Source organism: Pseudaquabacterium rugosum (assembly GCF_038066575.1).
GTDB lineage: Bacteria > Pseudomonadota > Gammaproteobacteria > Burkholderiales > Burkholderiaceae_C > Pseudaquabacterium > Pseudaquabacterium rugosum.
Genome location: NZ_JBBUTF010000004.1, coordinates 230899 through 253272, shown reverse-complemented (window position 1 = coordinate 253272; position 22374 = coordinate 230899). Strand labels below are relative to the sequence as shown.

Below are 22374 nucleotides of genomic sequence, written 5' to 3'. Positions count from 1 at the left end.
ACCGACGGATCGGGCGCCGGGGCGGGCCACCGGGGCCACCGGAGCCCAGGGCTCAGAGCAGAACCGGCTCCGGCTCCAGCCGGATGCCGAAGCGACCGTAGACGCTCTCCTGGATGGCCCGTGCCAGCGTGACCACCTCGGCCCCGGTGGCACCGCCGCGGTTGACCAGGACCAGGGCCTGACGCTCGTAGACCCCGGCACGCCCGATCGACTTGCCCTTCCAGCCGCAGGCGTCGATCAGCCAGCCGGCCGCCAGCTTGAAACGGCCGTCGCCCATCGGGTAATGCACCAGATGAGGGTCACGCGCGATGATGTCGCGGCACTGCTCGGCACTGACCACGGGGTTCTTGAAGAAGCTGCCGGCGTTGCCGATCCGGCCAGGATCGGGCAGCTTGGCCCGGCGGATCGCGCAGACCCAGTCGTAGAGCGTCCGGGGGTCGGGCGCCGCGATGCCGGTCTCCTGCATCCGGCGCTCGATGTCGAGGTAGCCGAGCACCGGTTGCCACGGCCGCGGCAGGCGCAGCCGCACGCGCGTGATCACGCTCTTGCCGGCCAGACCACCGTCCATCGGATCCTGCTTGAACACGCTGTCGCGGTAGCCGAAGCGGCAGGCCGCCTTGTCGAGCGTGACGCTGCGGCCGGTCACCAGGTCGACCGCGTCCAGGCTGTCGAAGCGGTCGGCCAGCTCCAGCCCGTAGGCACCGATGTTCTGCACCGGGGCGGCACCGACGGTGCCCGGAATCAAGGCCAGGTTCTCCAGCCCGGGCAGACCGTGGTCCAGGCACCAGGTGACGGCGTCGTGCCAGACCACGCCGGCGCCGAACTCGACGATCCAGGCCTCGGGCGTCTCGGCCACCAGCCGGGCGCCGGGCACCTCGACCTTGAGCACCACCGCCTGCGGGTCGCGCGTCAGCACGATGTTGCTGCCCCCACCCAGCACCAGCTTGGGCGCGGTTCCGAGCTCCGGCAGCGCCAGCATCCGCCGCACGTCGGCATCGCGGCGCAGGCGCACCAGGGTGTGGGCCTGCGCGGGCAGGCCAAAGCTGTTCAGCTCGCGCAGGGACATCGCGCGCGCGATGTCCAGATCGGTGCCCGACTCGATGTCCATCGCACGATTGTCGCCGATGCGTCCGCCGGCCGGCCGCGCCGGGCGCGCCCTGTACCGCGCCCTGTACCGCGCCCTGTACCGCGCCCTGTACCGCGACCCCTACCGCGCCCGGCACCGCCCGCCACCCCCAGGGCCCGGGCCCGGGCCACGGCCAGCAGACACGGCACCAGGCACCGCACCAGACACGGACATGCCTGCGGCTCCCGGGGTAGTTCACGGCAACGAGGGGCGGCGGCGCGGGCGATACTGCGGCCCGGGCCACCCGGCACCGGATGGAAACGGACCGGGCCTGCCCTGCCCCTTCCTGCCTCCCCGTCCCGGGCCGTCCCCCGGACTGACTGTCGCCCACGTCCGCTGCCCACGTCCGCCGATGCCGCCCGCCCCAGCCTGCCGCCCCTGCGCCCTCCCGTCGATCGCCATCACACGCCGCCAGCTGGCGCTGGGCCTGGCCGGCCTGCTGCTGGGCGGCGCGGCGAACACCGCCGCTGCCACCACCCCGGCCACCCCGACCGCCACCCCAGTCGCGGAGCCGGCCTCCGGTGGTGACGGCGGCAGCCGCCCCCCCCGGGGCCGCGTCCTGCTGACCGTGCACAGCGGCGAAGGCGCCAGCCGGCGCGAGGAGCTGTTCGACATGGCCCGTCTGGAGTCCCTGCCGCAGCACGCCTACACCACGCAGACGCCCTGGTTCAAGAGCCCGAAGCGTTTCAGCGGGCCACTGCTGCGCGACGTGCTGGCCGCCGCACGGGCCCAGGGCACGCAGATCACGGCCGCCGCACTCAACGACTACAAGGCCGACATCCCCTACGACGACGCGCTGCGGCACAAGATGCTCGTGGCCACACGGCTCGACGGCAAGCCGATGGCGGTGCGTGACAAGGGCCCGCTGTTCATCATCTACCCCTACGACGAGAGCGCGGACCTGCGCAGCGAGCGCTACTACAGCCGCTCGGTCTGGCAGCTGCGCGCGCTGAGCGTGCGCTGAGGCCTGCGGCCTCGGCACCGGCCTTCCGCGCACCCCGCCGGCTGACACGGCCCCTGCGTCGCCCTCCCGGCCCCTCCAGCTCCCGCCCGCCCCGTGGACCCCACGACCGTCGATCCTCCCGCTCGTCCGGTGCGCGCCCGTGGCGCCCGCAGCCGACGTGGCCGCCACCTGCTGCAGGCCATCGCCGGGGTGCTGGTGGCCGGCTTCGCCGTCGTCGGCTGGCTGCAGTGGCGCCAGATCGGCATGCTGTCGGACACCGTGCGCTACCAGGGCGACAACCTGGCCTTCGGCTTCTTCCAGCTGGAGGCCGAGACGATGCAGCTGCGCGACATGCTGCGCCAGGGCCTGCGCGAGCCGGCCGACCTCGACCCCACGGCACTGCGCCAGCGCTACGAGATCTACGCCAGCCGGCTGCCGCTGATCGAGGTCGAACGCACCCGCGGCTATGTCGACTTCGGCCCGATCCACCTGCAGACGCTGGCCATGGCCCGCGCCTTCGTCGAGCACCAGGACCCGGTGCTGGCCGAGACCTCGACCGCGCCGCTGGATCGGGCCACCCTGCGCCGTGCGCTCGACGAGCTCGAGCGGCAGATGGCGCCGTTGCACGACCTCTCGCTGCTGGCCAACCACCTGGTGGCCGAGCAGGTCGGCCGCCGCAACGACACGGTGCGCGACCTGACCCGGCTGGGCATCGCGCTGACCGCCTTCCAGAGCCTGCTCACGCTGACCTTCGCCTGGCTGGCGCTGCGCCAGTTCCGCCTGCTCAGCCAGCGCCGCGACGAGGCCGAGCAGCTGGCCGCCCATCTGGGCGAGGCCCGGCGCGAGGCCGAGAGCGCCAGCCAGTCCAAGAGCGCCTTCCTGGCCAACATGAGCCACGAGCTGCGCACGCCGTTCAACGGCATGCTCGGCATGCTGGCCCTGCTCGAAAGCAGCCGCCTGAGTGCCGAGCAGGCCGACCATGTGCGCACCGCCCGCGAGTCAGCCCGCCACCTGCTGGAGCTGCTCAACGACATCCTCGACATCTCCAAGCTGGAGAGCGGACGGCTGGAGATCCTGCCCTGGCCGCTGGACCTGCATCGCCTGGTCGAGGAGGTGCAGCTGCTGATGACGCTGTCGGCCGAGGCCAAGGGCCTGCGGCTGGAGGTCACCATCAGCGCCGACGTGCCGCACGCGGTGGTGGCCGACGGCAAGCGCCTGAAGCAGATCCTGTTCAACCTGATGTCCAACGCGGTGAAGTTCACCGATGTCGGCGAGATCCGGCTCGACGTGCGGCTGGACGGCCCGCTCGGCGCCAGTGGCTGGCCGCTGAAGCTGGCCGTCAGCGACACCGGCATCGGCATCGCGCCCGAGGTCCGCTCCCGGCTGTTCCAGCGCTTCTCGCAGGGCGATGCCAGCACCTCGCGGCGCTACGGCGGCTCGGGCCTGGGGCTGGAGATCTCGCGCAGCCTGGCCCGCATGATGGGCGGCGACATCGCCGTCGAGAGCCAGCCCGGCCACGGCAGCGTGTTCACGCTGGGCCTGACGCTGCCGGCCTGCGAGCTGGCCACCGAAGCCCCGGAGCCGCCGGCGCCCCGCCTGCCGCCGGTGCCACCCGAGCAGGCCCTGGAGCTGCTGGTGGCCGACGACCATCCGGTCAACCGCAAGTTCATGGCCTTGCTGCTGTCGCGCCTGGGCCACCGCGTGCGTCTGGTGGCCAATGGCGCCGAGGCGGTGACGGCCGTGCACCAGCGCCGACCGGACCTGATCTTCATGGACCTGCACATGCCGGTGCTCGACGGCCTGCAGGCCACGCGCACATTGCGTGCGCTGCCGGGCGATGCCGGCCGGGTGCCGGTGGTCGCGCTGACGGCCGACGCCTATCTGGAGACGCGGGACCGCCTGCACGAGGCCGGCGTGGACCACTTCCTGCCCAAGCCCGTGCAGCCCGAGGACATCGAGCAGCTGCTGATCCGGCTGTTCGGCGAACGCGCCCGCGCCCGGCGCCCGGAAGCGCCGGCCACCGGGACCGCCGGCACCGCGACGCAACCGCCCGCCGACCGCTCCCAGGGCACGCCGGCAGCCCCGCCCGCGGCCTCCCCCACGAAGCGAAGCGCCTCGGTGGTCGATGTCCGTCAAGCGCCGGCTACCATCGGTCGGGTGAGCACCGACGATGTCCGCACGGCCGAGCGCCAGCCTGTACCCGCCCCTGACGCCCCGGCCCCGGCCCTGGCGCCGGCCGGCAGCCCACGCCAGCGCTTCCGCGCCAGCGATGTCGGGCAGACGCTGGACATGGCCATCATCGGCGAGGTCTGCGTCGGCATCTCGGTGCAGGGCCTGCGCAGCGTGCTGTCCAGCCTGTTCGGTGACGAGGCCGGCACCTTGCGCGGCCTGCGCGAGGCCCTGCAACAGGAGCTGCCGGTGACCGGCGAGATCGCCCGTCGCGCCCATGCGCTCAAGGGTGCTGCCGCCAGCGTCGGCCTCAGGGCGCTGGCCGAACAGGCCCGCCAGCTCGAGGACGAAGGCGAGACCATGCCGCCGGCCCATCGCCGCCAGCAGGCGGCCGAGCTCGACGCGCGCATCGAGTTCAGCCGCGCGCTGCTGGCCCGCATGGGCCTGCTCTGACGGCCGGGGCCTGCGGCGGCCCGCCGCCGCCCGCCGCCGGAGCACGGTGGCAGAATGCCGCCGCCTCCCACCGAACCAGCCGAGACGGCCACCATGCCCAGCTTCGATACCGTGCTTGAACCCGATCTCGTGGAACTGCGCAACGCAGTCGACCAGAGCAACAAGGAGATCGGCACCCGCTTCGATTTCAAGGGCAGCTCCGCCCGCATCGAGTCCACCGAAAAGGGCAAGGAGCGCACGCTGGAGCTGCACGGCGACAGCGATTTCCAGATCGACCAGGTCAAGGACATCCTGCTGGCCAAGCTGACCAAGCGCGGCGTGGACATCCGCTTCCTCAAGCTCGACGGCAAGCTCGAGAAGATGGGCGGCGACAAGGTGCGGCTGATGGTGCCGGTCAAGCAGGGTGTCGACGCCGAGAACGCGAAGAAGATCCAGCAGGCGATCAAGGCCAGCAAGCTCAAGGTGCAGGCCGCGATCCAGGGCGACACGGTGCGCGTGACCGGCGGCAAGCGCGATGACCTGCAGGCGGCGATCGCGCTGCTGCGCAAGGACATCACCGATCTGCCGCTGAGCTTCAACAACTTCCGCGACTGAGGCCGCGATGCCCGCCCGCCGCAGCGACGGCCTTGCATCGCGGGCTGCCACGCCTGCCGGTGCCGGTGCCGGTGCCGGTGCCGGTGCCGGTGCCGGTGCCGGTGCCGGTGCCGGTGCGGTCTGGCGGCTGGCGGCCGTGCTGACGGGCCTGGCGCTGCCGGCCACGGCCGGTGCCCAGCAGATTTCCCTGTCGGGCACGATGGGGACGCGTCAGGCGCTGCTGGTCATCGATGGCCAGCCGCAGGCGCTGGCCGTCGGCGGCCGCGCAGGCGGGGTCAGGCTGCTGAAGGTCGAGGCCGGCGGTACGGCCGAGGTCGAGGTCGGCGGCCAGCGCCTGCGGCTGCAGCTCGGCCAGCAGCCGGTGGCCATCGGCAGCGCCCCGGCGGGCGCCACCCAGGGCGACGCCGCATCGGCCGCCACCGATGCCGGCCGGGAGCTGGTGCTGCCGCAGGGAGCGGGCGGCCACTACCTCGTCGACGGCTGGGTCAACGGACGGCGCCAGGCCTTCATCGTCGACACCGGGGCCACCACGGTGGCCCTGAGCGCCTCGATGGCCGATGCCCTCGGCCTGGACTGGCGCTCCGCCCCGCGCACCCTGTCGAGCACGGCCAACGGCACCATCGCCGTGGCCCGCATCACGATCACCGCCCTGCGCCTGGGTCAGGTGCAGCTGGCCAACGTGGCCGCGGTCGTCGTGCCGCAGGACATGCCGCACGCCCTGCTGGGCAACAGCGCGCTGGACCGTTTCACGCTGCAGCGCACCGGTGACACGCTGCGCCTGACCCGGCGCTGAGCCCGGCCCGAGGCCCGCCCTCCCGGGCGGGTCGGCGCTCAGCCCAGCGGCACCGGCACGAACAGCCGCTCGCCCTGGCGCCAGACCAGCAAGGCGACGTTGCGCGGCTTCTTCTGCAACACGCCGCGCAGGTCCTCGACGCCCTCGACCGGCAGGCCGTTGATCGCCAGCACCACGTCACCCTCGCTGATGCCGGCCTTGGCCGCCGGGCCGTCCACGCCCTGCACCAGCAGCCCGCCGCGGTCGATCTGCGCCTGCTGGCGCTCGGCGGCGCTCAGCGGGCGCAGCGCCAGGCCCAGACGCACCGGCTCGACGCCGGGTGTGCCGGCGGTGGCCTCGGCCTGCGCCGTCGCGTCACCCGCCACGCCCAGCGTGACCTCGATCTGCTGCGGCTTCTGATCGCGCCAGACGGTCAGCGCGACCTTGTCGCCGGGGCGCGACAGGCCGATGCGGCTGGACAGCTGCCCGGACTGCGTGACCGGCTGGCCATCCAGGCGCAGGATCACGTCACCGCTGCGCAGGCCGGCCCGCGCGGCCGGGCTCTTGGGATCGACCTCGGCCACCAGCGCGCCGTCGGGCCGCGGCAGGCCGAAGCTCTCGGCCAGCGGTGTGCTCAGGTCCTGCACCACCACGCCCAGACGGGCATGCTGGGCCCGGCCGGTGGCCACGATCTGGTCGCGCACCTTCATCGCCACGTCGATCGGGATCGCGAAGCTCACGCCCTGGAAGCCACCGGTGCGCGAGTAGATCTGCGCATTGATGCCGACCACGCGACCGGCCGCATCGAACAGCGGCCCGCCCGAGTTGCCCGGATTGACCGCGGCATCGGTCTGGATGAACGGCACGTAGGCATCGCCCGGCAGCGAACGCCCCTTGGCGCTGACGATGCCGGCGGTGGCCGTCTGCTCCAGGCCGTAGGGCGCGCCGATGGCCAGCACCGGATCGCCGACCATCAGCGAGCCCGGATCCCCCAGGCTGACCGTGGGCAGACCCTTGGCATCGATGCGCAGCACGGCGATGTCGGTGGCCGGATCGCTGCCCAGCACCTTGGCCGCGTACTCGCGCCGGTCGGCCAGGCGCACGGTCACCTCCTTGGCGTCCTGCACGACGTGGGCATTGGTGAGCACCAGGCCATCGGCGCTGACGATGAAGCCCGAGCCCTGGCCCTTGAACGGCTGCTCGACCATCGGCGCCCCACGGCGTCCGGGCAGGCTGCGGAAGAAGCGCTGCATCGGGTCCGCATCGGCACCGGTGCTCTCCAGCGCGGTGCGACGCAGGCCTTCGACGGTGACGCCGACGACGGCCGGACCGTACTGCTGGACGATGCCGCGGTAGTTCGGTGCGGTCACGGGGGCCAGCGGCGCCGGTGTGGCGGCCACCGCGGGAGCCACCGCGGCCTGCACCGCCGCGGCCCCGGGCTGGGGCTTGAGGAAATCGAGCAGTCCGCCGGTGGCGCCGGCGGTCGTCACGACGGCCAGGCCGCCGCCGAGCAGGGCCCAGGCAATCGGCTTGAGGGTGCTGGAAACGGGCTTCATCTGCGCAACTCCGGATCGGATCGGGGCCGCGCGGCATGCGCGACCGATGGATGCGGAGTCTGCGGGGCCGAGGTGAGCGGCCGGTGAGCGCAGGATGAGGCGACGGTGAAGCGCAGGCCGGGCCGGGCCCGGGCCGCGCTCAGTTCGTGTCGAAGCGGATGCTGGCCAGCGCGACGTTGTTGCCGCCGCGACGGCGCGCCTCGGCCAGGGCCTTGGTGCAGGATTCGAGCAGTTCGTCGTGACCGTGGGCGGTGTGCGGATAGCTGGCCACGCCCATCGCGACGGTGAAGCCCAGCTCCTGGCCGTCGAGCATCACGATCTGCGTCGCGCACTGGCGGCGCAGCCCCTCCATCCGCGAATGGGCGGTCGCCAGTCCGACCCCCGAGAGCAGCACCGCGAAGTGGTGCTCGTCGATGCGGCAGGCGGTGTCCATCGCGCGGGTGTTGCCGCGCAGCAGGCGGCCCATCGCCTCATGGATGCGGTCGAGCGCCGGCTGGCCGAGGGCCGCCACACGCTCGGGCAGCGGATCGATGACCATGTAGACCAGCGCGAACTCGCGGTGCTCGCGGCTGGAGAGGTCCAGCTCGCGGCGCATCTGGTCCTCGAAATGGGCCCGGGTGTTCAGACCGCTGGTCTGGTCGCGCAGCGACTGATCGACGATCTCGCGGCGCAGCGCCTCATTGGCGCGCTGCTGCTGTTCGAGCTGTTCGAGGGCGCTGCGCAGCTGCTGCTCGCGCTGGCGCTGGGGCGCCAGGTCCTGCCAGACCAGCCACAGCCGCGGCTGCCCGCCTTCGACGCCATGGCAGCGGGTGACCTGGAACTCACGGCGCTCCCCCCGCCACTCGAGCCGGTGATCGCTGACCAGCGCGCCGCCCTGGGCGGCCGCCGTGTGGTCGGCCGCCCGCAGGAGCGTGGCGACCATCGGGTCGAGCAGCTCGCCATCGTGGCGGCCGAGGATCTCGGCCTCCGCGCGGCCCAGCAGCTGGGCCATCGCCGGGTTGACCGCCAGATAACGGCCGTCGGTGGCGGACTTCAGGGCGACGCCCCAGCCCTGCTGCTGAGCCAGCGACCACAGCAGGGCGCCGCCGAGGCCGGCCGCGTCGGCCACACCGGACGGGGCCCGGGCGGGTTCGGTAGGCGACATCGGAGCGAGGTTCATGTGGGCGGCGGGCATCGCGGGACGATCGGGTACGGCGGACTGGCCAGGCCGGAGCGGTGCGCGCACGACACCCTTCCCCCCTTGCCCGGACCCGCATGATAGCGAGGGCACCGCGGACCACGCATGGGCCCTGCCCCCACATCAGCGTGGTGTTCCCCCCTCAGATGGGACTTGACCCTCTCCCGCTCGCCCGAGGCCACCGCGCCCGGGCTCAGCCCAGCAGCACCTGCATGCTGTGCTCGTAGAGCGAGGTCAGGTGCTCGAAGCTCGCCAGCAGGGCCTCGCTCTCGCGGGCCAGCAGCAGCGCGGTGGCATCGGCACCGCTGCCGGCACCGACCGGCGCCGCCAGGGTCTGGCGCAGACGCTGCCACTGGCCCAGCGCACGCGCCAGTGCGCTGCGGATGTCCTCGGTCGACAGCGGCGCGGCCTCGAGCGTGCGCAGGCCGTGTTCGAGCTCGCCGAGGGTGCGCACGGCGGCCGCGGCCTGAAGGGCGGCGGCCTCGCCCTCGCAGCGGCTGGCCAGCAGCGCCTGCTTGGCGAGCCGCTGCGACAGCATGCGCTGGCGGCCGCAGAGGTTGACCAGCCGCAGGCTGCGCCGGCCACTGGCACGCTCGAGCGCGGCGGTCAGCCCCTCGGCAGCCTCCAGCAAGGCCTCGGCCCGGGCATCGAGGGCCAGCAGCTCAGCAGCTGAGCCGCCGACCATCGCCGGCTCCAGCGCGAGCTGGACCGCCTGCCAGGCCTCCTGGCTGCGTTGCAGCTCGACGACCACATCCGGCACGGCAGCCATCGTGCTCAGGCTGGCCAGATGCACCAGATTGGCCTGCAGCCGCTGCACGCTGTCGTCGATCAGCGGCGCATCCCAGTTGCGCACGGCCGCCCCGGCTCCCGACCCCGCCCCCGCCGCCGCCACCGGGGCGGCACGCGGCCGCGCCGGCGCCATGCCGGACTGCAGGGCGCAGCCCTTGACCAGACGCTGCGACAGCATGCGCAGCTGTCCCCCCCGGTTGATCGCCTCGGCGGCCTGGGCGGCCTCGAGCAGGCCACGCGAGATCTCGCCCACGCGCAGGTTCGCGTGCTGCGAGGCGGTGCGCAGCAGCGCGAAGGCATCGCTCTCGCTGAGCTGCTGGTGCTGCATCAGCATGCCCTTGGCACGATCGACCCACTTGCGCTCGTCGAGCCGCTGGCGCGCATCGTCGAGCGCCTCCTGGCGCGCACGCGCCAGGGCGTGCCGCTGCATCTGCCAGCGCAGCTGCAGCGGCAGGGTGGCGGCCACGGCGGCGGCATCGGTGGCCGCGGGCGCCGGCCACCACAGCGCGGTCTCGCGGGCGACGAGCTCGGCCACCCAGTCGTCCGGCGGCGGCGCGAGGCCGGACACCGGCCACAGCAGCACCGGCAAGGCCGCGGCCTGGGCCAGGGCGTCGAGCCGCGCCGGCAGGGCCGGGTCGGGTGCACCGAGCAGCCACAGCAGGACCTGCGGCGCCTCGCGCACCACGGTCTGGACCAGCGGGCCGGCGGCCGGACAGGTGCCGCAGACCGTGAAGCGGCCGCCGGCGGCCGGCTCGAACAGCGCCGCCACGGCGGGCGCCCAGGTGACGGGCGCACCGTCGTCGACGATCAGGATCCGGGGCTCAGCGCAGGCGTCGGACATCAGGGGGCAGGACACCCCGGCCAGCCGGCGGCGTCGAAAAGGAAGACAGGAGCAGGACGGAAACCTGGACGAAGGCCGGATCTCGGCGACGGCCGGCCCGGCGCGCTCGGCACCGGTGGCGGAGCGACCCGGCACAGGCCGACATCATCGCCGATCCACCGTCGGTGTGACGGCGGTCACGCACCCCGTGGCAGGACGCACCACCGCCGCGCAGCCATGCACCAGAACGTGGCCGACACCGCGGCAGTGGTGCGCCATGGCCCGCCGCGGACGGTGGCCGGACATCCGTCCGGCAGCACCGCCCGGCCATGGACGACGAGATGGCATCGATCCTGCTTGTGGACTGCATGCCGGTGTGACGATGCACCGGTCCGATGCATGGCTCCCAGGCCCGCGGCGCACCGCCGCAGCTGCAGGACGACGGCCGCACCGCCCGGTGTCCTGCCCCGTCCCTGACCTGGACTGCCGGCCCCACCCCGGGGCAGCAGCGCCTCCGCCCGAGACCCATCCGCTCACCTCGCGCCGCCGCAGCCCACGGCGAGCCCGCGCGCAGGTCATGCGGCCACCTGCCCCGCACCATGGCCCCCACGTTCAGCTTCTCCGCCTTCCTGCGCTCCGGCCACACGCCGACGCTGTTCGCCGCCTTCTTCTACCTGACCTTCTCCTTCGTCATCTGGGTGCTCAACGGTGCGATGGCGCCGTTCATCAGCGAGCAGTTCCAGCTGACGCCGGCGCAGAAGGGCACGCTGCTGTCGATTCCCATCATCGCCGGCGCGATCATGCGGTTTCCGCTCGGCCTGCTGGCGCAGTACGTGGGCCGCAAGACGGCGACGCTGGTCGAGCTCGCGCTGATCACGCTGACGATGGCCTTCGGCTACTTCTTCGTCCACAGCTATGACGACATGCTGAAGATGGCGCTGCTGCTGGGCGTGGCCGGCGCCAGCTTCGGCGTGGCGATGTCGCTGGGCTCGGGCTGGTATCCGCCGCAGTACAAGGGCCTGGCCATGGGCCTGGTCGGTGCGGGCAACGCCGGCACCGCGCTGGCCGCGCTGCTGGCGCCGCCGCTGGCCCAGACCTACGGCTGGCAGACGGTCTACGGCTTCGCCGCACTGGCTTCCTTCGTGCCGATGGCGGTGGTCGCCTTCATGGCCAAGGAGCCGCCGGACCGTGACACCCATGCCAACATGAAGGAGCACCTGGCCTGCCTGCTGGAGAAGGACGGCTGGGTCTTCAGCCTGATCTACGTCGTCACCTTCGGCGGCTTCATCGGTCTGGCCACCTTCCTGCCGACCTACTACCACGACCAGTTCGGCGTCTCCAAGGTGCAGGCCGGCCAGCTGACGATGCTGGCGGCGCTGATGGGCGCGGTGGTGCGCGTGTTCGGTGGCTGGATCTCCGACCACTGGGGCGGCGTCAACACGCTGAGCGTGGTGCTGGTGGTGGTGGCCATCGCGCTGGTCGGCGTGGGCTCGGTCGGCCACTCGGTGGTGCTGACCACGCTGCTGCTGATCGTCTGCTTCGCCGCGCTGGGTGCGGGCAACGGCGCGCTGTTCCAGCTGGTGCCGCTGCGCTGGCCGATGTCCACCGCGGTGGCCGGCTCGATGATCGGCGAGATCGGTGCGCTGGGCGGCGGCACGGTGCCGGCGCTGATGGGCCAGGTCAAGCAGCACACCGGCAGCTTCTTCATCGGCTTCGTCGTGATGGCGGTGTTCTCGGTGGCGATGCTGGTGCTGATGCGCGTGATGCAGGTCCGCTGGACCCGCACCTGGGCCGAGAAGGGTGGCCGCGCCCGCGTCGGCGGCGCGGCCCCTGCCGCTACAGCACCATCCAGAGCCCGAGCAGCAGCACGTTGAGTCCCAGCGACAGCCCGAGCGCGAGCTTCAGCGCCGCGGCCGGGTCACGTCGCACCAGCGGGGTGGGCGGCGGCGCGTTCAGCGGTCGCGACGCGCCCCGCTCCAGCGCGAGGGCGAATTCCTCGGCTGTCTCGAAGCGCTGGCGGCGGTCGCGCGCCACCGCCTTCAGCACCACGTGGTCCAGCCACAGCGGCAGCTCCGGCCGCAGCCGGCTGGGGGCCACCGGATCGCGCCGGTAGCGGGCGATCTGGTAGGGCTCGATCTCGCCGTAGGGCAGCCGGCCGGTCAGCCACTGGTAGAGCGTGACGCCGATCGCGTAGAGATCGCTCATCGCGTCGGCGATCGCCGCACCCTCGCCCTGGCCCGGCTCCAGCCACTGTTCGGGGTTCATGTAGCTGGGTGTGCCGGCGTGCAGCAGGCGCACCGATTCCGGCTCGCGGCCGGAGATCGCCGCGCCCAGATCGAGGATGCGCCACTGGCCGTCGTCGCCCAGGTGCAGATTGGCCGGCTTGATGTCCCGGTGCACCACGCGCTGGCGATGCAGCAGGGCCAGCGCCCGCAGCAGCGCCAGCGTGCCGGCCACCGCATCCTCGGTCGTCGAGGCCCGCTGCTGGGCCAGAAGCTGCTCCAGCGTGGCCCCGCCATGCCAGTCGAAGACGACGTAGAAGGCGCTGGCGCGCGCCGGCTGCGGATGGACGTGGACGAAACCGGCATGGCCGGGCTCGCCGACACGGCCGTGGCGCTCGGTCAGCAGCCGGCCCAGCCAGGCCTCGTGGGCCAGCATCACCCGCTCCTCGAGGTCATGCGCGCGGCCCGGCGCCAGCGTCTTGAGCGCGACCAGCCGGCGCGTGCCGGCCTCGCGCGCCTGGTACAGGCGGTTGACGCCGTTGTCGGCCACCAGCGCGGTGACCGTGTAGCCGTCGACCCCGTCGCCGAGCTTCAGCGGCCCGGGCACCGGCAGCGCCCGGGCGGCCAGCAGGGCGTCATCCAGGCCCTGGGCATCGAGGCCCCGCACGGCCAGCACGACGACGGTGGCGTTGTCCTGCCCGCCGGCCTGCAGCGCGGCGGCGACCAGCGCCTCGGCCGCGGCCTGGGCCGCGCCGCCGGCGGCCACGCGCGCCAGATGCTCGGCGATGCGGGCGGGCGCCAGCGGATGGTGCACGCCGTCGCAGCTCAGCAGCAGCACGTCGCCGAGCTGCAGCGGGCCCTGACGCACGTCCAGCCGGACCACGTCCTCCAGACCGAGGGCGCGGGTCAGCCGCGCGCGCAGATCCGGATGGCTCATCGCGTGGTCGCTGGTCAGCGCGGTCAGCTCGCCGTCGCGCCACAGCCAGGCCCGGGTGTCGCCGACATGGGCCACCGTCCAGCGCTGGCCCTGCAGCACCACGGCCGTCAGCGTGCTCAGTCCGCTGGCGTCATCGCTGCGGCGGCGGTTGTGGTCGGCCAGCCAGGCGTTGTGGGCACTGATCAGGCGCTCGAGCGCGACCGAGGTCTCCCAGGTCGGCGGCACCGCGTGGTAGTCGTTGATCAGCGACAGCACCGCCGTCTGCGCCGCCGTGCGCCCGAGACCGCCGGCCGAGACGCCATCGGCGATGGCCGCGACATAGCCCCGTTCGGACTCGTGGCGCGGCGGCGCGGCAGCGGCACAGCAGTCCTCGTTGACGGTGCGCGGGCCGATGTCGCTGCTGAGGCCGAGATCGATGTCGAATGCCATGACGTCGATTGTGGGGGGCTCGCCGCACGGCCCGACCGCCCCCTCGACTCGCCCGCCCCAGCCCGGTGCGGCACGCACCAAGATGGCATCGCAGGACGGGGGATCGGCCGGCGTGGACCGCCGGAACGGTGTCCAGGCCGCGGCATGGCGCTTGCATAGAATCCCGCGTCTCGCAGCGTGACGCCGCGCGCGAGGTCGGCCTCCACAGCCCCTCCGGCCCCGGAATCCACAGGCCACAGCCGCGCGCACCCTGCGCGGCCGGCGGTCCGCGACCGCTGACGGTCGTCCACCGCCCGCACGGCATCCGGACGACGGCCCGCCGCCTGATCCCCCCCGGCCGTGGACCCACGCCCTGCCCCCGATGCACCGCCGGCCCCGCACAGCGGCTCGCCCACCGGTGGCTCCCCCTTCCCGACCCCGTGTGCCCCGCAGGCCCTTGCACGCCCGCCCGGCCGCGACCTTGCAAGCCCCGCTCCGACGATGACCCCCACTTCCCTCGTGATGATCGGCAACGGCATGGCCGGCGTGCGCACGCTCGAGGAGCTGGTGAAGCTGGCTCCGGGCCGTCACACGATCACCGTCTTCAGCGCCGAACCGCACCCGAACTACAACCGCGTGCTGCTCAGCCCGGTGCTGGCCGGCGAACAGACGCTGCAGGACATCGTGCTCAACCCGCTGGACTGGTACGCGGAACACGGCATCACGCTGCACCTGGGCTGCCGCGTGACGCGCATCGACCGCGCCCGGCGCCGCGTGCACGGCATCGACGACCAGGGCCGCGAGGTCTGCGCCGACTATGACCGGCTGCTGATCGCCACCGGTTCGACCCCGTTCATGCCCCCGCTGCCCGGCCGCGAGCTGGCCGGCGTGATGGCCTACCGCGACATCGCCGACACCGAGGCCATGATCGCCGCGGCGGCCCGCGAGACCCACGCGGTGGTGATCGGCGGCGGCGTGCTGGGCCTGGAGGCGGCCAACGGCCTGGCCCAGCGCGGCATGGACGTGACCGTGCTGCACCTGGGCGGCTGGCTGATGGAGCGCCAGCTCGATGCGCGCGCCGGCGCGCTGCTGCGACAGGCGCTCGAACAGCGCGGCCTGCGCTTCGCGCTGCAGGCGCAGACGGCGGCCTTCGTCGCCGCGGCCGACGGCCCGCGCGTGGCCGCCGTGCGGCTGGCCGACGGCCGCGAGCTGCCGGCCGGACTCGTGGTGGTGGCCGCCGGCATCCGCCCGGCCAACGCCCTGGCGCGCGAGGCCGGCCTGCTGTGCGCCCTCGACGGCCGCGGCGGCATCGTCGTCGACGACACGCTGCAGACCGTCACCGATCCGCGCATCTACGCCGTCGGCGAATGCGCGAGCCACCGCGGCACCGCCTACGGCCTGGTGGCGCCGGTCTATGACCAGGCCATGGTCTGCGCGACCCATCTGGCCGGCCTGGGCGCGCGCCGCTACCGCGGCAGCCAGGTCAGCACCAAGCTCAAGGTGACCGGCATCGACCTGTACTCGGCCGGCGATTTCCTCGGCGGCCCGGACACCGAGGAAATCACGCTGGAGGACGGCCCGGCCGGCGCCTACCGCAAGCTGGTGCTGCGCGACGGCCGCCTGGTGGGCACCTGCCTGTACGGCGACACCGCCCACGGGGCCTGGTACCTGGAACTGATCCGTGACGCCGCACCGCTGCCGCAGGGCCTGCGGCCGCAGCTGATGTTCGGCCCGCCGGCCACCGCCTGAGGCGGCCTGCCTCGCCCCCACCCGCCACACCGCCATGAACCTGCCGACGTCGCTGCCGACCCTCGCCGCCACCCGTGAACGGCGGGTCATGGCGCTGTCCCAGCCGGACGCCAGCCGGACGCGCCGCCAGCTGCTGCAGCGCAGCGGCCTGCTGAGCCTGGCCATCAGCCCGGGGGCCATGCTGCTGGCCGCCCCTCCGGCCCAGGCCGAGGTGGTCGATCTGGCCGAGGCCATCGACAAGGCCGGCCGCCAGCGCATGCTCAGCCAGCGCATGCTCAAGGCCTGGTGCGCGCAGGCGCTGGAGGTGCGCGGGCCGCAGCCGCAGCAGGTGCAGCAGGAATCGATGCGCCGCTTCGGCGAGCAGCTGCTGGAGCTCGGCGACTACGCGTCCACGCCCGAGCTGCGCCAGACCTACGACGAGATGCAGCGCAGCTGGCAGAGCACGCGCCAGCTGCTGGGCGAGACGCCGCGGCCCGATGCCCGCCTGGGCCGCCACCTGAGCGAACGCAGCAGCGAGCTGCTGAGCCTCGCCCAGCGCGCCACCGTGCAGTTCGAACAGCTCAGCGGCCAGCCGCTGGCGCGCCACATCAACCTGTCGGGTCGCCAGCGCATGCTCAGCCAGCGCCTGGCCACGCTCTACCTGCTGCGCGCCATCGATGCCGCCCCCGCCGATGCCGAGCGCCTGCAGGCCCTGGCGCGGCAGGACTTCCTGACCGGCCAGCGCGAACTGCACGAGGCCGCCCGCGCGCAGCCGCAGATCTCGCGCCTGCTGATGCTGGCCGACCAGCAGTTCCTGTTCTTCGACGCCGCACTGCGCCAGCCGGTGCCCGGCGCGGCCCAGCGCGGGCGCACCGGCGGCCTGGCCCCGCTCAACGACGTCTACACCACCAGCGAACGCATCCTGGAGGTGATGGAGGAGGCCACCCGCCTGTTCGCCCGCCAGGGCGGGCTGGGCTGAGGCCCGCCACCGTCACGCCCACCCGCGGCCACCCGACCGCACGACCGCACGAACCGACCCCTGCGACGGACCGCCCCACGCGGCCCCCGCCCTCACCGACCGCCTGCCATGACCCACGAGACCCCGAGCACCTGCCCCTACTGCGGCGTCGGCTGCGGCGTGCTGATCGCCCACGACGGCGAACGCATCACCGGCGTGCGCGGCGACCCCGCCCACCCGGCCAACTTCGGCCGCCTGTGCAGCAAGGGCAGCACGCTGCACCTGACCGCCAGCCCGGCCGTCATCCAGCACGCGCGCCTGCTGCAGCCGATGCAGCGCCTGCAACGCGGCCAGGCCCCGCAGGCCCGAGGCTGGGACGAAGCGGCCGACACCATCGCCACGCAACTGGCCACCCTCGTCACCGAGCACGGGCCGGACGCCGTCGGCCTGTACGTCAGCGGCCAGCTGCTGACGGAGGACTACTACGTCTTCAACAAGCTGGCCAAGGGCCTGCTGGGCACCAACAACATCGACACCAACTCGCGCCTGTGCATGAGCAGCGCGGTGGCCGGCTACAAGCAGACCCTGGGCGCCGACGCGCCGCCGGCCTGCTACGACGATTTCAACCATGCCGCCACCGTCTTCGTGACGGGCGCCAATCCGGCCTGGGCACACCCGATCCTGTTCCGCCGGCTGGAGGACGCGCGCCGCGCCAACCCGGCGCAGAAGCTGGTCGTGGTCGACCCGCGCCGCACCGAGACGGCCCAGATGGCCGACCTGCACCTGGCGCTGAACCCGGGCAGCGACGTCGCGCTGCACCACGGTCTGCTGCACCTGATGATCCGCGAGGGCTGGATCGACGAGGCCTGGATCGCCGCCCACACCACCGGCTTCGATGCGCTGCGCGAGCGCGTGCGCGCCTGGACGCCCGAGCGCACCGCCGCGACCACCGGTCTGGCGATGGCCGACATCGAGACCGCCGCGCGCTGGTTCGCCACCGGCGGCCCGGCGCTCAGCCTGTACTGCCAGGGCCTGAACCAGAGCAGCCAGGGCACGGCCAACAACGCCACGCTGGTCCATCTGCACCTGGCCACCGGCCAGATCGGCAAGCCCGGCGCCGGCCCGTTCAGCCTGACCGGCCAGCCCAACGCGATGGGCGGCCGCGAGGTCGGCGGCCTGGCCAATCTGCTGAGCGCCCACCGCGACCTGGCCAACCCGGCGCACCGGGCCGAGGTCGCCGCGCTGTGGGGCGTCGACGAGGTGCCGGCCACGCCGGGCAAGACCGCGGTCGACATGTTCCGTGCCGCCGCCGACGGGCAGATCAAGGCGCTGTGGATCGTCTGCACCAACCCGGCCCACAGCCTGCCCGACCAGGCCATGGTGCGCGCCGCGATGGAACGCGCCGAGCTGGTCATCGTGCAGGACGCCTTCGCCACCACCGCCACCGGTCGGCTGGCCGACTGGCTGCTGCCGGCCACCACCTGGGGCGAGAAGGACGGCACCGTCACCAACAGCGAACGCCGCATCAGCCGCGTGCGCCCGGCCGTGCCCGCACCGGGCGAGTCCCGCCACGACTGGGCGATCGCGGTCGACATCGCCCGCCGCCTGGAGGCCCGGCTGCGGCCCGGCCGGCCGTCGCTGTTCGATTACCCGACGCCCGAATCGGTCTGGGTCGAGCACCGCGAAAGCACCCGCGGCCGCGACCTCGACATCACCGGCCTGAGCTACGCGCGCATCGAGCGCGACGGCCCCCAGCAGTGGCCGCTGCCCGAAGGCGCGGCCACCGGCCGTGCGCGCCTGTATGCCGACGGCCGCTTCCCGACCGTCGACGGCCGCGCCCGCTTCGTCGACGTCGAGGCCCGCGAGCTGGCCGAGCCGGTGGACACCGAGTACCCGCACGCGCTGAACACCGGCCGCCTGCGCGACCAGTGGCACGGCATGAGCCGCACCGGCACGCTGGGCCGGCTGTTCGGCCACCAGCCCGAACCCACGCTGGACCTGCCGCCGCAGACCATGCAGGACCTGACGCTGGCCGAAGGCACGCTGGTCGAGGTGCGCAGCCGCCGCGGCCGCCTGGTGCTGCCGGCGCGCGCCGACGCCGGCCTGCAGCGCGGCCACGCCCACATCGCCATGCACTGGGGCGACGAGATGGTCGGTGGCAGCGACGGCCCGGGCCGCGCGCAGACCGGCGTCAATGCGCTGACCGTGCCGGCGTACTGCCCGACCAGCAAGCAGCCCGAGCTCAAGCACGCCGCCATCAGCCTGCAGCCGGCCGATCTGCCCTGGCAGCTGAGCGCGGCCGTCTGGCTGGACGAGGCCGGTGCGCTGGCCCTGCGTCGCACGCTCGGCGAGCAGCTGGACCGCTGGGGCTATGCCAGCGTCGTGCCCTTCGGCCATGACGGCCATGGCGTGCTGCTGCGGGCCGCCGCCGCCCAGGCCCCGTCGGCCGAGACGATCGACGCGCTGCAGGCGCTGTTCGGCCTCGACGGCGCGGCCGGCCCGCTGCTGCGCTACGACGACGCGGGCGCTGGCGAGCGCCGTGTCGTCGCGCTGCAGGAGGCCGCCGCCAGCGGGTCGGCCCCGGCGCAGACCCCCGACCCGGCCGCGGCGGCCGCCAGCGCCGGCCCGGCGGGACAGCCCGAGGCGACCGGCCGCCGCCTGCGCGGCTACCTGCTCGCCGGTGACGCACGCAGCCAGGCCTGGCTGCAACCGCTGCTGCTGCAGCGCACCGCCGTCGACGCACTCGGCAACCGCCTGCTGATGGCCTGCGCCGAAGCCCCCATCGCGCTGGCCGACCGCGGCAAGCAGATCTGCACCTGCTTCGACGTCACCGAGCCGGAGATCCGCGGCTGCCTGAGCCAGTGCACCGGCAGCGACGAGCAGCGACTGGCCACACTGCAACAGAGCCTGCGCTGCGGCACCAACTGCGGCTCCTGCCTGCCGACGCTCAAGCGCCTGGTGCAGGCGGTGGCCGTGCCGGTGGTGGTGGTGGCCGCGCCGACCGGCGCCGCCAGCGCCGCACTGCCGGCCTGATCGGCGCGCCGGCCGGCCGGCGCGGCGCCCGCACGACGGTGCAGCGCACAATGGCGCCGTCGTTCCCTCCCCCGCCACGGCCACCGCGGGCCGGCCCGCCGTGCGTGCGGCGCCGCCCGCCCGCCCACCGCCCGCCTGACCTCGCCATCGCATCGCCCGATCCATGAGCATCGCCCCGTACCTGAAGGAGATCGGCCGTGGCGCCGAAGGCGCCCGCGCCCTCGACGCGGCCCAGGCCGAAGACCTGTTCGCCCAGGTGCTGGACCGGCGCTGCAGCGATCTGGAGATCGGCGCCTTCGCGCTGGCCATGCGCGTCAAGGGCGAGACCTGCGAGGAGCTCGCCGGCTTCCAGCAGGCCACCCATGCCCGCTGCGTGCCGCTGCCCACCGACCGGCCGACGGTCGTGATCCCCAGCTACAACGGCGCCCGACGGCTGCCCAACTTCACGCCGCTGCTGGCCCTGCACCTGGCCCGCCAGGGGGCCCAGGTGCTGGTGCACGGCCCGCTGCGCGACCCGCAGCGGGTCAGCACGGCCGAGATCTTCGAGGCCCTGGCACTGCCACCGGCCACCGGCGCCGATGCGGCCGATGCCGTGCAGCGCGCCTGGGCGGCCGGCCAGCCGGCCTTCATCGACACCGCCGCGCTGTGCCCGCCGCTGCAGGGCCTGCTCGACGTGCGGCGGGTGGTCGGCCTGCGCAACTCGGGCCACACCATCGCCAAGCTGCTGCAGCCGGTCAGCGGCGCGCCGGCGCTGCGCCTGGCCAGCCACACCCATCCCGAGTTCGGCCTGCTGATGGCCGCGCTGGCCGAGCGCACCGGCGCCGACCTGATGCTGCTGCGCGGCACCGAGGGCGAGGCGGTGGCCGACCCGCGCCGCTGCCCGAAGCTGGAGACCTGGATCGGCGGCCAGCGGGTCGAGCCGCTGGGCTGCCCCGCCCAGGAAGGCCCGCTGGCCACGCTGCCGGTGCTGCCGGCAGCCATCGACGCGGCCACCACCGCGGCCCACATCCAGGCCGTGATGGCCGGCCACGTGCCGCTGCCCGCACCGATCGAGACGCAGGCACGCCTCCTGCTAGAAGCCTTGCGACACGGCCGCCCGGCGGCCTGAGCCCGGCCCGTCGACGGTCGCGGCCCGGAGCCGCTCACGGTCCCGGACCGCGGTCCTGTGGCGGTGGCCAGCCACGCCACCGGCCTGCGGGACGGTGGTGGTGTCGCCGATCACCGGCAGACCGCGCTCCCCCCATCCCGGCCCAGGCCCCGATGGTGGCTGCCGTGACCCTCGCTGTCCCTGCCCTGAACGCGCCGCGGCTGACGCCGGCCCGGCGCGGGTCCGCGATCCCGCCCTGACCGGCCGCGCCGATGCACCGGATGGGTGCACGCGGCTGGCGCCTGCGCCACCTCGGCGCAGCGGCGGCCCCGCCCTCCCCTCCTGCCGCCGGATCGGCCCCACGCGCGATCGCGCCGCACAGCCGCACGCACACCACCGCAGGCAAAAGTGCCGCGACCGCCCGAGCCCGCCCGGCCCGCAGGCGCCGACCTGACGGCCATCCCGCCCACCGCAGCTTCCGCCTCCGCCATGACGTCCTCTCTGCCCAGCGACCGCCCCCGCCTTGACGTCCAGTTCGACGCCCAGACCGACGCCCCGCCGCGCGCCATCCCCCCCGGCCGGCCGCGCCGCCGGCCGAGCCCGCCCTGGTGCGCGCTGGTCGGCGCCGGCCCGGGCGACCCGGAACTGCTGACGCTGAAGGCGCTGCGCCTGATGCGGCGCGCCACCGTGCTGCTGGTCGACGATCTGGTCAGCGATGCGGTGCTGGCGCTCGCGCTGCGCGGCCGCCGCCGCGCCCCGCGGGTCGTCCACGTCGGCAAGCGCGGCGGCTGCACCAGCACACCGCAGGCCTTCATCCTGCGGCTGATGGCCCAGGAAGCCCTGGCCGGCGAACGCGTGGTGCGGGTCAAGGGCGGCGATCCCTTCGTCTTCGGCCGCGGCGGCGAGGAAGCCGAGAGCCTGCGCGCCCAGGGCATCACGGTGGAGATCGCCAACGGCATCACCGCCGGCCTGGCCGCCGGCACCTCGCTCGGCGTGCCGCTGACCCACCGCGACTGCGCACACGGCGTGATGCTGGTCACCGGCCATCCCAAGCCCGGCAGCGACGGCCTGCACTGGCCGACGCTGGCCGCCGCCGCCGCCCAGGGCCTGACCCTGGTCGTCTACATGGGCGTGGCCCGGCTGGCCGCGCTGCAGTCCGGCCTGCTGGCCGGTTCACCCGTGGACGGCCACGCAGGCGCCACGGACCCCACCCGCCGCGGCCTGAGCGCCGACACGCCTGCCGCGGTCGTGCAGCACGCCAGCCTGCCGCATGAACGCCGCCTGCTGACCACGCTCGGCCGACTCGAGGCCGATGTCGAGGCCGCAGGCCTGGGCAGCCCGGCCATCCTGATCATCGGCGACGTGCTGCGCGGACTGGCCGCGCTGCCGGTCGAGGCCACGCGCGACACCCTGAACGACGCCAGCGGCGCCGCGACGTCGGCGGCCGCACCGTGGATCGATGCCACCGCCGGACGCCGCATCGCGGCCTGAGGCGGACGCCCGCCGTCGCTTTTGCCAAAACCGTCGAATCCGTTGTATGATCCCGGCTTTGCTGGCAAACCGCGTGTCGATTCCCCGGCCAGAGCATGTCCGGAGTGCATT

The 22374-nt window shown here is 74.0% G+C and carries 15 protein-coding genes; 10 read left to right on the top strand and 5 right to left on the bottom strand.

Features of this window, described 5'->3' with window-relative positions; genetic code table 11:
* Window positions 1-52: 52 nt before the first annotated feature.
* Window positions 53-1108 (bottom strand): UDP-N-acetylmuramate dehydrogenase, encoded by a 1056-nt coding sequence (murB, locus tag AACH11_RS05420; RefSeq protein WP_423228693.1) that lies wholly within the window; start codon window positions 1106-1108, stop codon window positions 53-55.
* Window positions 1109-1478: 370 nt separating this feature from the next.
* Here murB and AACH11_RS05415 point away from each other — a divergent pair, with 370 nt between their 5' ends.
* The 4 genes from AACH11_RS05415 to AACH11_RS05400 all read left to right on the top strand — a co-directional run bounded on the left by AACH11_RS05415 (window position 1479) and on the right by AACH11_RS05400 (window position 6078).
* Window positions 1479-2090 carry a putative pterin-binding protein gene (locus AACH11_RS05415; RefSeq protein ID WP_341373177.1) on the top strand — a complete coding sequence of 204 codons (612 nt, stop codon included), beginning with the start codon at window positions 1479-1481 and terminating at the stop codon, window positions 2088-2090.
* A gap of 93 nt (window positions 2091-2183) precedes the next feature.
* Window positions 2184-4691, top strand: a complete 2508-nt coding sequence (locus AACH11_RS05410; protein ID WP_341373176.1) for an ATP-binding protein — start codon at window positions 2184-2186, stop codon at window positions 4689-4691.
* Between the two features lie 93 nt (window positions 4692-4784).
* Window positions 4785-5285, top strand: coding sequence for a YajQ family cyclic di-GMP-binding protein (locus AACH11_RS05405; RefSeq protein ID WP_341373175.1), 501 nt, complete (start codon window positions 4785-4787; stop codon window positions 5283-5285).
* A gap of 7 nt (window positions 5286-5292) precedes the next feature.
* Entirely contained in the window at window positions 5293-6078 is a 786-nt protein-coding gene (locus AACH11_RS05400; protein ID WP_341373174.1) for a retropepsin-like aspartic protease family protein, read from the top strand.
* Between the two features lie 38 nt (window positions 6079-6116).
* Here the strand turns inward: AACH11_RS05400 and AACH11_RS05395 are convergent, their stop codons facing one another.
* The 3 genes from AACH11_RS05395 to AACH11_RS05385 all read right to left on the bottom strand — a co-directional run bounded on the left by AACH11_RS05395 (window position 6117) and on the right by AACH11_RS05385 (window position 10420).
* Entirely contained in the window at window positions 6117-7613 is a 1497-nt protein-coding gene (locus AACH11_RS05395; protein ID WP_341373173.1) for a Do family serine endopeptidase, read from the bottom strand.
* A gap of 139 nt (window positions 7614-7752) precedes the next feature.
* Window positions 7753-8787 carry a GGDEF domain-containing protein gene (locus AACH11_RS05390; protein ID WP_341373172.1) on the bottom strand — a complete coding sequence of 345 codons (1035 nt, stop codon included), beginning with the start codon at window positions 8785-8787 and terminating at the stop codon, window positions 7753-7755.
* Between the two features lie 196 nt (window positions 8788-8983).
* Window positions 8984-10420 carry an ANTAR domain-containing protein gene (locus AACH11_RS05385; protein ID WP_341373171.1) on the bottom strand — a complete coding sequence of 479 codons (1437 nt, stop codon included), beginning with the start codon at window positions 10418-10420 and terminating at the stop codon, window positions 8984-8986.
* Window positions 10421-10998: 578 nt separating this feature from the next.
* On the opposite strand from AACH11_RS05385, the gene AACH11_RS05380 reads away from it, so the two are divergent.
* Entirely contained in the window at window positions 10999-12273 is a 1275-nt protein-coding gene (locus AACH11_RS05380) for an MFS transporter (protein WP_341373170.1), read from the top strand.
* On the opposite strand, the gene AACH11_RS05375 is transcribed toward AACH11_RS05380, so the two are convergent.
* A complete protein-coding gene (locus AACH11_RS05375) occupies window positions 12236-13987 on the bottom strand; it encodes a bifunctional protein-serine/threonine kinase/phosphatase (RefSeq protein ID WP_341373169.1) in 1752 nt (583 codons plus the stop codon). The genes AACH11_RS05380 and AACH11_RS05375 overlap by 38 nt on opposite strands.
* A 480-nt stretch (window positions 13988-14467) precedes the next feature.
* Between AACH11_RS05375 and AACH11_RS05370 the strand changes: the two genes are divergently transcribed.
* The 5 genes from AACH11_RS05370 to cobA all read left to right on the top strand — a co-directional run bounded on the left by AACH11_RS05370 (window position 14468) and on the right by cobA (window position 22263).
* A complete protein-coding gene (locus AACH11_RS05370; protein WP_341373168.1) occupies window positions 14468-15715 on the top strand; it encodes an NAD(P)/FAD-dependent oxidoreductase in 1248 nt (415 codons plus the stop codon).
* Between the two features lie 34 nt (window positions 15716-15749).
* The gene (locus AACH11_RS05365) at window positions 15750-16673 is read left to right on the top strand and encodes a type IV pili methyl-accepting chemotaxis transducer N-terminal domain-containing protein (protein ID WP_341373167.1); all 924 of its coding nucleotides are present in this window, start codon (window positions 15750-15752) and stop codon (window positions 16671-16673) included.
* Window positions 16674-16781: 108 nt separating this feature from the next.
* Window positions 16782-19685, top strand: coding sequence for a nitrate reductase (locus AACH11_RS05360; RefSeq protein WP_341373166.1), 2904 nt, complete (start codon window positions 16782-16784; stop codon window positions 19683-19685).
* 163 nt (window positions 19686-19848) lie between these two features.
* The gene (ybiB, locus tag AACH11_RS05355) at window positions 19849-20793 is read left to right on the top strand and encodes a DNA-binding protein YbiB (RefSeq protein WP_341373165.1); all 945 of its coding nucleotides are present in this window, start codon (window positions 19849-19851) and stop codon (window positions 20791-20793) included.
* A gap of 468 nt (window positions 20794-21261) precedes the next feature.
* Entirely contained in the window at window positions 21262-22263 is a 1002-nt protein-coding gene (cobA, locus tag AACH11_RS05350; RefSeq protein WP_341373164.1) for a uroporphyrinogen-III C-methyltransferase, read from the top strand.
* Window positions 22264-22374: the final 111 nt, after the last annotated feature.